At 53.9% G+C, this 12,934-nt stretch carries 15 protein-coding genes; 13 read left to right on the top strand and 2 right to left on the bottom strand.

The annotated features are described in order from the left end of the window. The first annotated feature begins 24 nt into the window (after positions 1–24). The 10 genes from rseA to acpS all read left to right on the top strand — a co-directional run bounded on the left by rseA (position 25) and on the right by acpS (position 8,750). Entirely contained in the window at positions 25–675 is a 651-nt protein-coding gene (gene rseA / locus ACJ9Y9_RS17550; protein WP_014832926.1) for an anti-sigma-E factor RseA, read from the top strand. Continuing rightward, the gene (gene rseB / locus ACJ9Y9_RS17545) at positions 675–1,628 is read left to right on the top strand and encodes a sigma-E factor regulatory protein RseB (RefSeq protein ID WP_028016056.1); all 954 of its coding nucleotides are present in this window, start codon (positions 675–677) and stop codon (positions 1,626–1,628) included. The genes rseA and rseB overlap by 1 nt, the downstream gene beginning before the upstream one ends. Next, positions 1,625–2,101, top strand: a complete 477-nt coding sequence (gene rseC, locus ACJ9Y9_RS17540; protein WP_028016057.1) for a SoxR-reducing system protein RseC — start codon at positions 1,625–1,627, stop codon at positions 2,099–2,101. Before rseB ends, rseC begins: the two co-directional genes overlap by 4 nt. 185 nt (positions 2,102–2,286) lie before the next feature. Beyond that, positions 2,287–4,086 (top strand): translation elongation factor 4, encoded by a 1,800-nt coding sequence (gene lepA / locus ACJ9Y9_RS17535; RefSeq protein WP_028016058.1) that lies wholly within the window; start codon positions 2,287–2,289, stop codon positions 4,084–4,086. A gap of 15 nt (positions 4,087–4,101) precedes the next feature. Beyond that, the gene (gene lepB, locus ACJ9Y9_RS17530) at positions 4,102–5,076 is read left to right on the top strand and encodes a signal peptidase I (RefSeq protein ID WP_028016059.1); all 975 of its coding nucleotides are present in this window, start codon (positions 4,102–4,104) and stop codon (positions 5,074–5,076) included. Positions 5,077–5,298: 222 nt separating this feature from the next. Continuing rightward, the gene (rnc, locus tag ACJ9Y9_RS17525; RefSeq protein WP_003860711.1) at positions 5,299–5,979 is read left to right on the top strand and encodes a ribonuclease III; all 681 of its coding nucleotides are present in this window, start codon (positions 5,299–5,301) and stop codon (positions 5,977–5,979) included. After that, on the top strand, positions 5,976–6,881 hold the full coding sequence (era, locus tag ACJ9Y9_RS17520; protein WP_028016060.1) for a GTPase Era: 906 nt from the start codon (positions 5,976–5,978) through the stop codon (positions 6,879–6,881). The genes rnc and era overlap by 4 nt, the downstream gene beginning before the upstream one ends. Positions 6,882–6,899: 18 nt before the next feature. Continuing rightward, a complete protein-coding gene (gene recO, locus ACJ9Y9_RS17515) occupies positions 6,900–7,607 on the top strand; it encodes a DNA repair protein RecO (RefSeq protein WP_028016061.1) in 708 nt (235 codons plus the stop codon). Between the two features lie 31 nt (positions 7,608–7,638). Beyond that, entirely contained in the window at positions 7,639–8,370 is a 732-nt protein-coding gene (gene pdxJ / locus ACJ9Y9_RS17510; RefSeq protein ID WP_028016062.1) for a pyridoxine 5'-phosphate synthase, read from the top strand. Further along, on the top strand, positions 8,370–8,750 hold the full coding sequence (gene acpS, locus ACJ9Y9_RS17505; RefSeq protein WP_028014094.1) for a holo-ACP synthase: 381 nt from the start codon (positions 8,370–8,372) through the stop codon (positions 8,748–8,750). Before pdxJ ends, acpS begins: the two co-directional genes overlap by 1 nt. On the opposite strand, the gene ACJ9Y9_RS17500 is transcribed toward acpS, so the two are convergent. Continuing rightward, the gene (locus tag ACJ9Y9_RS17500; RefSeq protein ID WP_008502177.1) at positions 8,747–9,007 is read right to left on the bottom strand and encodes a YfhL family 4Fe-4S dicluster ferredoxin; all 261 of its coding nucleotides are present in this window, start codon (positions 9,005–9,007) and stop codon (positions 8,747–8,749) included. The genes acpS and ACJ9Y9_RS17500 overlap by 4 nt on opposite strands. A 46-nt stretch (positions 9,008–9,053) precedes the next feature. Next, positions 9,054–9,902 (bottom strand): MurR/RpiR family transcriptional regulator, encoded by an 849-nt coding sequence (locus tag ACJ9Y9_RS17495; protein ID WP_028016063.1) that lies wholly within the window; start codon positions 9,900–9,902, stop codon positions 9,054–9,056. 118 nt (positions 9,903–10,020) lie between these two features. Between ACJ9Y9_RS17495 and murQ the strand changes: the two genes are divergently transcribed. The 3 genes from murQ to yfhb are packed head-to-tail and all read left to right on the top strand — an operon-like array spanning position 10,021 to position 12,926. After that, positions 10,021–10,914, top strand: coding sequence for an N-acetylmuramic acid 6-phosphate etherase (gene murQ, locus ACJ9Y9_RS17490; RefSeq protein ID WP_028016064.1), 894 nt, complete (start codon positions 10,021–10,023; stop codon positions 10,912–10,914). Between the two features lie 11 nt (positions 10,915–10,925). Continuing rightward, positions 10,926–12,287 (top strand): PTS transporter subunit EIIC, encoded by a 1,362-nt coding sequence (locus ACJ9Y9_RS17485; RefSeq protein ID WP_028016065.1) that lies wholly within the window; start codon positions 10,926–10,928, stop codon positions 12,285–12,287. A gap of 3 nt (positions 12,288–12,290) precedes the next feature. After that, entirely contained in the window at positions 12,291–12,926 is a 636-nt protein-coding gene (gene yfhb / locus ACJ9Y9_RS17480) for a phosphatidylglycerophosphatase C (RefSeq protein ID WP_028016066.1), read from the top strand. Positions 12,927–12,934 lie beyond the last annotated feature (8 nt).

Here is a 12,934-nt window from a genome sequence, read left to right as displayed (position 1 = left end):
GGGATACTGGAAAAGGTATTAGGCATGCAGAAAGAAAAACTTTCCGCTTTAATGGATGGTGAAACGCTGGATAGTGAGCTGCTCAACGAGCTGTCTCATTCTCCCGAAATGCAAGAGACCTGGGAGAGTTACCATCTCATCCGTGACACTCTTCGTGGTGACACCGGCGAGGTTCTCCATTTCGATATCTCAGCCCGCGTGATGGCGGCCATTGAGAATGAGCCTGTTCATCAGACCACTCCGCTGATTCCTGAAGCTCAACCAGCACCTCACCAGTGGCAGAAAATGCCGTTCTGGCAAAAGGTGCGTCCGTGGGCTAGCCAGCTCACCCAAATGGGGGTGGCTGCATGCGTATCGCTTGCAGTTATCGTTGGCGTCCAGCACTATAATACTCAGTCTGAAACTAATCAGCAGCCAGAAGCGCCAGTGTTTAACACACTGCCGATGATGGGCAAAGCCAGCCCGGTAAGCCTGGGTGTACCGGCTGATGCCTCCGCCAGCGGCGGTCAGCAACAGCAGGTTCAGGAGCAGCGCCGTCGCATTAATGCGATGTTGCAGGATTATGAGTTGCAGCGTCGTCTGCACTCTGAACAGCTTCAGTTTGAGCAGGCACAAACACAGCAAGCTGCTGTGCAGGTGCCCGGAAACCAAACTTTAGGAACGCAATCGCAGTAATGAAGCAACTTTGGTTCGCCATGTCTCTGATGGCGGGTAGCTTGTTCTTCTCTGCCAACGCCTCGGCTGATGTTTCATCCGGGGCGTTGTTGCAGCAAATGAATCAGGCTAGCCAGTCACTCAATTATGAGTTGGCATTTATCAGCATCAATAAGCAGGGTGTCGAGTCGTTACGCTATCGCCATGCCCGTCTTGATAACCAGCCGCTCGCCCAGCTTTTACAGATGGATGGCCCGCGTCGGGAAGTTGTTCAGCGTGGTAAAGAAATCAGTTATTTCGAACCTGGTCTGGAGCCTTTCACGCTGAATGGCGACTATATCGTTGATTCTCTGCCGTCACTTATTTACACCGACTTCAAGCGGCTCGCCCCTTACTACGATTTTATTTCGGTAGGGCGTACGCGCATTGCGGACAGGTTGTGTGAGGTGATCCGCGTTGTTGCCCGGGATGGAACACGCTACAGCTATATCGTCTGGATTGACGCAGAAACTAAACTTCCTATGCGTGTAGACCTGCTTGACCGTGACGGTGAAACGCTGGAACAGTTCCGCGTTATCTCCTTCAATGTGAACAATCAGGTTGGAAACAGCATGCAGAATCTGGCTAAAGCCAGTCTGCCGCCACTGCTTTCTGTTCCGGCGGGTGACTCTGTTAATTTCAACTGGGTGCCTTCCTGGATCCCACAAGGGTTTAGCGAAGTTTCAAGCAGCCGTCGTCAGTTGCCAACCATTGAGACTCCCGTTGAATCGCGTCTTTATTCCGATGGATTATTCAGCTTCTCGGTGAATATCAATCGCGCAACGGCAAACAGTTCTGAACAAATGCTTCGTACCGGACGTCGTACGGTCAGCACCACGGTACGCGATAACGCAGAGATCACGATTGTGGGTGAGTTACCTCCGCAGACGGCAAAACGCATTTCTGACAGCATAAAATTCAGGGCCGCACAATGATTAAAGAGTGGGCTACGGTTGTATCGTGGCAGAACGGCATTGCGTTGGTGAGCTGCGATGTCAAAGCATCATGTAATAGCTGCGCGTCCAGAGCCGGCTGCGGCAGTCGCGTGCTAAATAAGCTCGGGCCACAAACGTCGCACACGATTTCTGTGCCAAGCGAACAGCCGTTGATGGCGGGACAGAAGGTCGAGCTGGGTATTGCGGAAGGTAGCCTGCTCAGTTCGGCTATGCTGGTTTACCTCTCCCCGCTGGTAGGGTTGTTTGTGATGGGCGGCATATTCCAGATGCTGTTTGGCACCGATGCAGCCGCCATGTGCGGTGCCGCATTAGGTGGCGTGGGAGGATTCTGGTTGGCCAAAGGTTTCTCTCCGAAGCTCGCTGCCCGCGAAGAGTGGCAACCTGTCATTCTCAGCGTTGGGCTGGCGCCAGACCAGCTTCGTGTTGAAACGCTCTCTTCTGAGGCCCGGTGATCCATCGGGCTTTATCATTATTTACGTCCTAAAACAGAAAACGTCCTTTCTTCACGCTATACCTGTCTCTAAGTGCATTTCCAGGTAGCGAGGATGTAGTGTAGAATGCTGCGTTTTCGCACTGAAAAACGTCAGGCTAAGAACAGCGGCCTCCAGGAATTCGTAAGGCATAATTATTTAACTATATGAAGAACATACGTAACTTTTCGATCATTGCTCACATTGACCACGGTAAGTCGACGCTGTCTGACCGTATTATCCAGATTTGCGGTGGCCTGTCTGATCGTGAAATGGAAGCCCAGGTTCTGGACTCCATGGACCTGGAACGCGAACGCGGTATCACCATTAAAGCGCAGAGCGTCACGCTGGATTACAAAGCGGCTGATGGTGAAACCTATCAGTTAAACTTTATCGACACCCCAGGCCACGTTGACTTCTCCTATGAGGTATCACGCTCGCTGGCAGCCTGTGAAGGCGCGCTGCTGGTGGTGGATGCCGGGCAGGGCGTAGAAGCCCAGACCCTGGCAAACTGCTACACCGCGATGGAAATGGATCTCGAAGTTGTGCCGGTTCTGAATAAGATCGACCTGCCAGCCGCCGATCCTGAGCGCGTAGCGGAAGAGATTGAAGATATTGTCGGCATCGACGCGACCGATGCGGTACGCTGCTCCGCTAAAACGGGCGTGGGCGTGACCGATGTTCTGGAACGTCTGGTTCGTGATATTCCGGCTCCGGAAGGTGACCCGGATGGCCCGCTGCAGGCGCTGATCATCGACTCCTGGTTTGATAACTACCTTGGCGTTGTCTCCCTGGTGCGTATTAAAAACGGCACCATGCGTAAAGGCGACAAAATCAAGGTAATGAGTACCGGGCAAGTCTACAATGCGGATCGTCTGGGCATCTTCACGCCAAAACAGGTTGACCGTACCGAGCTGAAGTGCGGCGAGGTAGGTTGGTTGGTCTGCGCAATCAAAGACATCCTTGGCGCGCCAGTAGGCGATACCCTGACGGGTGCTCGTAACCCGGCAGATAAAGCACTGCCAGGTTTTAAAAAGGTGAAACCGCAGGTTTACGCGGGTCTGTTCCCGGTTAGCTCTGACGACTACGAAAACTTCCGCGATGCACTCGGTAAGCTTAGCCTGAACGATGCCTCACTGTTCTACGAGCCAGAGAGCTCCACGGCGTTGGGCTTCGGCTTCCGCTGTGGCTTCCTCGGCCTGCTGCACATGGAGATCATTCAGGAGCGTCTGGAGCGTGAATACGATCTGGATCTGATCACCACTGCACCGACCGTAGTCTATGAAGTTGAAACCACCTCGAAAGAGGTTATCTACGTCGACAGCCCGTCCAAGCTTCCGCCGCTGAACAACATTCACGAGCTGCGCGAGCCAATCGCTGAGTGTCACATGCTGCTGCCGCAGGAGTTCCTGGGTAACGTCATTACGCTGTGTATCGAGAAGCGTGGTGTGCAGACCAACATGGTTTACCACGGTAACCAGGTGGCGCTGACCTATGAAATCCCAATGGCGGAAGTGGTACTCGACTTCTTCGACCGTCTGAAGTCAACCTCTCGTGGCTATGCGTCACTGGATTACAACTTCAAACGCTTCCAGGCCTCCAACATGGTCCGTGTGGATGTGCTGATCAACGGTGAGCGCGTGGACGCGCTGGCGCTGATCACCCACAACGACAACGCGCCATATCGTGGCCGTGAGCTGGTTGAGAAGATGAAAGACCTGATCCCGCGTCAGCAGTTTGATATCGCGATTCAGGCTGCCATTGGCAACCACATTATCGCGCGTTCCACTGTAAAACAGCTGCGTAAAAACGTTCTGGCTAAATGCTATGGCGGTGACGTCAGCCGTAAGAAAAAGCTGCTGCAGAAGCAGAAAGAAGGTAAGAAGCGTATGAAGCAGGTCGGTAACGTCGAGCTGCCGCAGGAAGCATTCCTTGCCATCCTTCATGTTGGTAAAGACAGCAAATAACCCTAAGGAGTTGGCATGGCGAACATGTTTGCCCTGATCCTGGTCATTGCTACCCTGGTGACCGGTCTGTTGTGGTGTCTGGATAAGTTTATCTTCGCCCCAAAACGCCGTGAACGCCAGGCTGCCGCTCAGGCAGCCACAGGCGATCAGCTGGATGCGAAAACGCTGAAGAAAGTCGGCCCGAAACCGGGCTGGCTGGAAACAGGAGCATCGGTATTCCCGGTGCTGGCGATTGTGCTGGTGGTACGTTCGTTTATTTACGAACCGTTCCAGATCCCGTCAGGTTCAATGATGCCAACGCTGCTGATTGGTGATTTTATTCTGGTCGAGAAGTTTGCCTACGGCATCAAAGATCCTATCTACCAGAAAACGCTGATCGAAACGGGTCATCCGAAACGTGGCGACATCGTGGTGTTCAAATATCCGGAAGATCCGCGCCTGGACTACATTAAGCGTGCGGTGGGTCTGCCGGGTGATAAGGTCACTTACGATCCGGTTGCGAAGGAAGTTACCGTTCAGCCGGGCTGCAGTTCCGGTACGGCGTGTGAGAACGCGCTGCCAATCACCTACTCAAACGTTGAGCCAAGTGATTTTGTCCAGACCTTTGCCCGTCGTAACGGCGGCGAGGCGACCAGTGGGTTCTTCCAGGTACCGAAAGGTGAAACCAAAGAGAACGGTATTCGTCTGGTTGAGCGTAAAGAGACGCTGGGTGATGTTACGCACCGTATCCTGACCGTGCCGATTGCGCAGGATCAGCTGGGTATGTATTACAAACAACCGGGTCAGCAGCTGGCAAGCTGGATTGTGCCTCCGGGACACTACTTCATGATGGGTGATAACCGCGATAATTCTGCGGACAGCCGTTACTGGGGCTTTGTACCTGAAGCGAATCTGGTGGGTAAAGCGACCGCAATCTGGATGAGTTTTGAGAAGCAGGAAGGTGAATGGCCGACCGGCGTGCGCCTGAATCGTATTGGCGGAATCCATTAATTCTCATTAAATGAACGCGTAGCCGCTTTAATTAGCGGCTGCGTGAATTATTTCAGCGATAAATTTCTTCGAACTAACGACATCCCCTGTCGTTGTGTATAGAATATTCCCCCGAAGTTTAAGGTTGGCCCTGCAAGGGTGCCACGGCACACGAAACCGCGTTGGTTTTCTCAGGTCGGTTTCGTGTGCTGCATTTTTGACGCATTCATTTATTGGTATCGCATGAACCCCATCGTAATTAATCGGCTTCAACGGAAGCTGGGCTACACTTTTCATCATCAGGAGTTGTTGCAACAGGCATTAACCCATCGCAGTGCCAGCAGCAAACATAATGAGCGCCTCGAATTTTTAGGTGACTCTATTTTAAGTTTCGTGATTGCGAATGCGCTTTATCATCGTTTCCCGCGTGTGGATGAAGGTGATATGAGCCGCATGCGTGCCACGCTGGTTCGGGGCAATACCCTTGCGGAAATCGCGCGCGAATTTGAACTGGGCGAATGTCTGCGTCTTGGGCCGGGTGAACTGAAAAGCGGCGGCTTCCGTCGTGAATCTATTCTTGCCGATACGGTCGAAGCATTAATCGGTGGCGTGTTCCTGGACAGCGATATCCAGACCGTAGAAAAGCTGATCCTGAACTGGTATCAGACCCGTCTGGACGAAATCAGTCCGGGCGATAAACAAAAAGATCCGAAAACGCGCTTGCAGGAATATTTGCAGGGTCGCCATCTCCCGCTGCCATCCTATCTGGTGGTGCAGGTGCGTGGCGAAGCGCACGATCAGGAATTTACCATCCATTGCCAGGTCAGTGGCCTGAGTGAACCGGTGGTGGGCACAGGTTCTAGCCGTCGTAAGGCTGAACAGGCTGCCGCCGAACAGGCGTTGAAAATGCTGGAGCTGGAATGAGCGAAGAAAAAACCTATTGCGGATTTATTGCCATCGTCGGACGTCCGAACGTCGGCAAATCTACGCTGCTGAATAATCTGCTCGGGCAGAAGATTTCTATTACCTCACGTAAGGCGCAGACCACGCGTCATCGCATCGTGGGTATCCATACAGAAGGCGCGTATCAGGCGATTTATGTCGATACTCCGGGCCTGCACATGGAAGAGAAGCGCGCCATTAACCGCCTGATGAACAAGGCGGCGAGCAGCTCGATTGGCGACGTTGAGCTGGTCATTTTCGTTGTTGAAGGCACCCGCTGGACGCCGGACGACGAAATGGTGCTGAATAAACTGCGTGACGGTAAAACACCGGTCATCCTCGCGGTCAACAAAGTGGACAACGTACAAGAGAAGGCTGACCTGCTGCCGCATCTGCAGTGGCTCGGTAGTCAGATGAATTTCCTCGATATCGTACCGTTGTCTGCCGAGACCGGTCTGAATGTGGATACCATCGCGGGCATCGTGCGTAAGCATCTGCCGGAAGCGATCCATCACTTCCCGGAAGAGTACGTTACCGATCGCTCCCAGCGCTTTATGGCCTCTGAAATCATCCGTGAAAAGCTGATGCGTTTCCTCGGTGCTGAGCTGCCATACTCCGTGACGGTAGAAATCGAACGTTTCCAGAGCAACGAACGCGGCGGCTACGATATCAATGGCCTGATCCTCGTTGAGCGTGAAGGGCAGAAGAAGATGGTGATTGGCAACAAAGGTACCAAGATCAAAACCATCGGCATTGAAGCCCGCAAAGACATGCAGGAGATGTTCGAAGCCCCGGTTCACCTGGAACTGTGGGTGAAAGTGAAATCTGGCTGGGCCGATGATGAGCGTGCTCTGCGCAGCCTCGGTTACGGCGAAGACCAATAACTCAAGACGACGAGTATGATGGATGGATGGCAGCGTGCCTTTGTCCTGCATAGTCGTCCCTGGAGCGAAACCAGCCTCATGCTGGACGTCTTCACGGAAGAGTCGGGCCGCGTGCGCCTTGTTGCTAAAGGCGCACGTTCCAAACGTTCTAACCTGAAAGGTGCCTTACAGCCTTTCACTCCCTTGCTGGTTCGTTTTGGTGGGCGAGGGGAGGTCAAAACCCTGCGCAGTGCCGAAGCCGTCTCTCTGGCACTTCCTCTTTCTGGTATCACGCTGTACAGCGGTTTGTATATCAACGAACTCATCTCGCGCGTTCTTGAACATGAGACTCGCTTCTCTGAACTTTTCTTCGATTATCTGCACTGTATTCAGGCGCTGGCGGGTACCACCGGTACCCCCGAACCTGCGCTGCGTCGTTTCGAACTGGCGCTGCTGGGACATCTGGGATATGGCGTCGATTTTCTGCATTGTGCGGGGAGCGGAGACGAGGTCGAGGACACGATGACCTATCGTTATCGGGAAGAAAAAGGTTTTATTGCCAGCGTCGTAATCGATAACAGCACATTTACCGGTCGTCATCTCCGGGCGCTGTATGAGCGCGAGTTTCCCGATCAGGACACACTGCGCGCTGCAAAACGCTTTACCCGCATTGCCCTCAAGCCGTATCTTGGCGGCAAGCCCTTAAAGAGCCGCGAATTATTCAGGCAGTTTATGCCGAAACGTTAGAGACAGAACCAAAAGAAAACCGAGGATTGTCATGGCTGAATTACTGTTAGGCGTCAACATTGATCATATCGCCACGCTGCGTAATGCGCGCGGCACGGCTTATCCTGACCCGGTTCAGGCGGCATTTATCGCCGAACAGGCTGGCGCCGACGGCATTACCGTTCATTTGCGTGAAGACCGTCGCCATATCACCGATCGCGACGTACGTATTCTGCGTCAGACGCTGGATACCCGTATGAATCTGGAGATGGCCGTCACGGAAGAGATGCTGGCGATTGCCTGCGAGACTAAACCCCATTTCTGCTGCCTGGTACCGGAAAAGCGTCAGGAAGTGACGACCGAAGGCGGTCTGGATGTTGCAGGGCAGCTCGACAAAATGCGCGATGCCTGCAAACGTCTGGCTGATGCCGGCATCCTGGTTTCTCTGTTTATCGACGCCGATTTCGCCCAGATCAAAGCGGCAGCCGACGCGGGCGCACCGTATATCGAAATTCATACCGGTTGTTATGCTGATGCTGAAAGCGATGCTGAGCAGGCCAAAGAGCTGGAGCGTATCGCTAAAGCAGCTACGTATGCCGCAAGCCTGGGCCTGAAGGTCAATGCCGGACATGGCCTCACCTACCACAACGTTAAGGCCATCGCCGCCCTGCCGGAAATGCATGAGCTGAATATCGGCCATGCGATTATTGGCCGTGCAGTGATGAGTGGCCTGAAAGAGGCGGTATCAGAGATGAAACGTCTGATGCTGGAAGCGCGCAAGTAATGGCCATTCTGGGCTTAGGCACGGATATCGTTGAAATAGCCCGCATTGAAGCGGTGATCGCCCGTAGCGGCGATCGCCTGGCAAGGCGTGTGCTAAGCGATAACGAATGGGCCATCTGGGAAGCGCATCAGCAGCCGGTGCGTTTTCTGGCCAAGCGTTTTGCTGTGAAAGAAGCGGCCGCCAAAGCCTTTGGTACGGGTATTCGAAATGGTCTGGCATTTAACCAGTTTGAAGTGTTTAACGACGAACTGGGTAAACCGCGCCTGCGTTTATGGGGCGAGGCGCAAAAGCTGGCTGAGAAGCTGGGCGTGAACCACATGCACGTGACGATCGCGGATGAACGCCACTATGCAAGCGCAACGGTGATCATCGAAAGTTAAAGTTTGTCCGCATGATGCATCAGGACAAACTTATCCCATAGCTGCTCTTCGCTCTCGACGTGTGCCGGATCTTTCAGGATAGTATTGGGGATCGGGCACACTTTCTGACAGGTCGGCGTCTCATAGTGACCGATGCATTCGGTGCAGCGGTCGCTGTTAATTTCATAAATGCTGTCGCCCATCGAAATCGCCTGGTTCGGGCATTCGGGTTCGCACATATCGCAATTGATGCATTTTTTGGTAATTAACAGCGCCATCAGGAAATTCTCAGAAACAACACAAACTGGGCGGGCATTATACGCGTCAAACCAGTTTCTTTACCAGTTCTTCGCTGTGGCGAATGCGCTCGGGTGCGTGTTCCAGATCCTGCTGCACCAGCGCCATAAACAGCAGATCGGTCAGCATCATTTGCGCACTGGTGGACGAGATAGCCGCACTGCGCGTAGCCTGCTCTTCGGCAATGGTATATAAACAGCGCGTTGCCCGCTGTTGCAGGGCATTCGGGGTAAAACCGGTGATTGCCAGAATTTTACCGCCGACACGCAGGGCTTCGTCGGTCGCCATATTGATTTCACGACGCTCACCGGAATAGGAGATTGCCAGCAGCAGATCGTCAGGATCCATCGCCTGTACAGTCGCCAGCAAGGCGTGCATATCCTGCTCGACAATGGCGTTATAACCGATTTTGGTTAGCTTCCAGCCAAAATTACGTGCCACCAGGCCGGATGCGCCAATTCCGGTCAAAATGATACGCCGTGCTGCACGTAGCATCGCCACGCTCTCCAGCAGTTTCTCTTCCGTGTTCACATCAAGCGTCGCATGCATGGCCGCGACATTCTCTTTAATCAGCTTTTCCCCAACCAGACGCATCGGGTCATCACCACGGATCTGGTTATGTACGGGCATCGACTGCGGATTGGGGTTACTCACCAGCGCTTCGCTAATCGCCAGTTTGAGGGCGGGAAAGCCCTTAAAGCCAATCTTCTGGGCAAATTTCACCACGCTTGATTGACTCACACCGGCTTCACTCGCCAGCTGCTGCGAGCTGAGATGGCGGGCGCGATCGGGCTGAGAAAGCAGATAATCCGCCAGCTTTTTGTCGCTTTGAGCAAAGCCTGCATACCGCTGGCGAATACGAATTAAACAGTTCATAGGTTCTCCTGGCGAAAATGTGATTATCTGCGCAAATACGAATTTTGCTCGCCTGAATGAATTTTATATTCCATTATAGTGTGATTATTATGAATTAAAAATTCCTGAGGTACAAAACATGAATCTTGGCTCACTTGTTTCAGAAACGCGTAACCCGCAAACCATGGATCTGGATGCACTTTCCACCCTTGAGCTGGTTAACCGTTTTAATCAACAGGATACGCTGGTGGCGCAGGCAGTGAAAGAGACATTACCTGAGGTGGCGAAAGCTGTCGATGCCGCGGCGGAAGCACTGAAGGCGGGTGGTCGTATTATTTATATGGGGGCCGGAACCAGCGGGCGTCTTGGCGTACTGGATGCGTCCGAATGCCCACCGACGTTTGGTGTTCCACACGGTCTGGTGGTCGGGTTGATTGCCGGTGGTCCAGGTGCGCTGCTGAAAGCCGTTGAAGGGGCGGAAGATAACAAACAGCTGGGCGAGGATGACCTGAAGGCGCTGAATCTGACAGCGAAGGATCTGGTGGTCGGGCTGGCGGCATCCGGGCGCACGCCGTACGTCATTGGCGGGCTGGAATACGCTAACCAGACCGGCTGCACGACGGTCGCCATCTCCTGTAACCCAGGCTCACCGATTGCACAGGTGGCCGCTATAGCTATCTCTCCGGTGGTCGGGCCGGAAGCGCTGACCGGCTCCACGCGCCTGAAATCCGGGACCGCGCAAAAGCTGGTGCTCAATATGATCTCCACCGGTGCAATGGTGAAGTTCGGCAAGGTTTACCAGAACCTGATGGTGGATATGCAGGCGACCAACGTCAAGCTGGTGGACAGAGCCTGCCGCATGGTGATGGAGGCGACGGGCGCAGGGCGTGAAGAGGCAGAAGCGGTGCTCAAACAGACCGATCACGATGTTAAACCGGCCATTCTGATGATCTTAAGTGGGCTGGACGCTGAGGCCGCGAGAGCCAAACTCGATGCGCATAACGGTTTCTTACGGGCGGCATTAGAAAACTAACAGAGGCGTGTATGGATAAAACAGCAGCGCTCGCCAGCAATATCCTGCAAGGAATTGGTGGGGAAGAGAATATTCAGCGTCTGGAAAACTGCATGACGCGCGTGCGGGTCGAAGTGCATAACGATGATCAGCTTGATGTGCCGCGTCTGAAGCAGCTTTCCGGCGTCAGCGGCTACGTGAAACAGGGGCAACAGCACCAGTTGATCGTCGGGCCGGGGAAAGCGGCACAGGTGGTCGACGCCATGCGCGCACTGATGGGCAGCGGAGCAAGCGTGTCGATTGACGATGCTGAACGCACCAAAGCGCAGGCAAAGGCCAAATACAAAGCCCCAATGAGCGATGCGCTGCGCCAGCTGGCAAACGTCTTTATTCCGTTGATCCCAGCGTTCATTGCTTCTGGTTTGATCACCGGGATCATTAACATTCTCAAGCGCCCGGATATTGTTGGGGATTTTGCCACTCAGTATCCGAATCTGCTGGGTATTCTCGGGATTTTCGGCAGCGCAGTGTTTGCCATCATGAACATTCTGGTCGGGGTGAACACGGCTAAAGTATTTGGTGGCTCGCTGGCCATGGGCGGGGTGATGGCAGGGATTTTATCCAGCCCACAACTGGCACAGATAACCCTGTTTGGCGAGGCGCTTCAGCCGGGACGCGGCGGGGTGATTGCTGTACTGCTGGTGGTGATCCTGATGTGCTGGATCGAGAAAAAATTGCGCGCTCTTTTGCCCGGATCAATTGAGCTTATCCTCAATCCACTGCTGACGACACTTATCACCGGCAGTGTGGCGATTGTTGCACTGCAACCCCTGGGCGGCTGGATCTCAGAAGCGATTGCCCATGGCGCGTCTTTGGCTATCGATCGCGGCGGCCTGTTAGTCGGGGCGGTGCTGTCTGGCACTTTCCTGCCATTAGTGCTGACCGGTCTGCATCAGGGTCTGGTACCGATCCATGTCGAGCTGGTGCAGACGCACGGTTACAACGCGCTTCTGCCTATCCTCTCTATGGCAGGCGTGGGACAGGTTGGTGCGGCCATCGCCGTGCTGATGAAAACCCGTAATATGCGCCTGAAAAAAGTGATTAAAGGCGCACTTCCTGTCGGTTTGCTTGGCATTGGTGAACCGCTGATTTTTGGCGTCACGCTGCCGCTGGGTAAACCGTTCCTCGCTGCCTGTCTGGGTGGTGCGGTAGGTGGAGCACTCATCAGCTACTGGAAAGTCGCCACTGTTATCACTTTTGGACTGTCCGGTTTACCGCTGGCGTTGACCATCGTGACCGGAAAAGTGATGCTCTATCTGTTAGGCTATTTAGTAGCGGTGATAGCCGGGTTCCTGTTTACCTGGCTGTTAGGATTCAACGATCCAGAGGAGTAAGGTTTGGCAAATTACGAGCGTCGCGTTGTCTTTTTCGACCTGGATGGAACGCTGCATCAGCAGGATATGTTTGGTACGTTTATGCGCTACCTGTTGCGGCGTCAGCCTCTGAATGCACTGCTCGTATTACCGCTCTTACCCGTGATTGGCATCGCGCTGCTGGTGAAAGGCCGGGCAGCGCGATGGCCGATGAGTCTGCTGCTGTGGGGATGCACGTTTGGCCACAGTGAATCGCGACTCAAACAGCTCGAACAGGATTTTGCACACTGGTTTCGCGGTCATGTCGCCGCGTTTCCTGTCGTTCAGGCGCGTCTCACCAGCTATCTCGATGCGAACGATGCCGATATCTGGCTGATTACCGGTTCACCGCAGACGCTGGTTGAGCAGGTCTATTTTGATACCCCATGGCTCCCCAGGGTGAATCTTATCGCCACACAGATTGCTCGCGGTTATGGCGGTTGGGTGCTCACCCTGCGTTGCCTGGGGCATGAAAAAGTGGTGCAACTGGAGAAACGCATCGGTACACCGCTGCGTCTTTACAGTGGCTACAGTGACAGTAAACAGGACAATCCGCTGCTCTATTTTTGTCAGCATCGCTGGCGCGTCACGCCGGTGGGGGAACTTCAGCAACTCGAATAGTCTTCTCT

The sequence above is a fragment of the Enterobacter sp. CPE_E1241 genome, from assembly GCF_045618265.1.
Classification (GTDB): Bacteria; Pseudomonadota; Gammaproteobacteria; order Enterobacterales; family Enterobacteriaceae; genus Enterobacter; species Enterobacter adelaidei.
The sequence above is the reverse complement of the archived record's forward strand: the minus strand, read 5'-3'. Positions and strand labels throughout refer to the sequence as shown.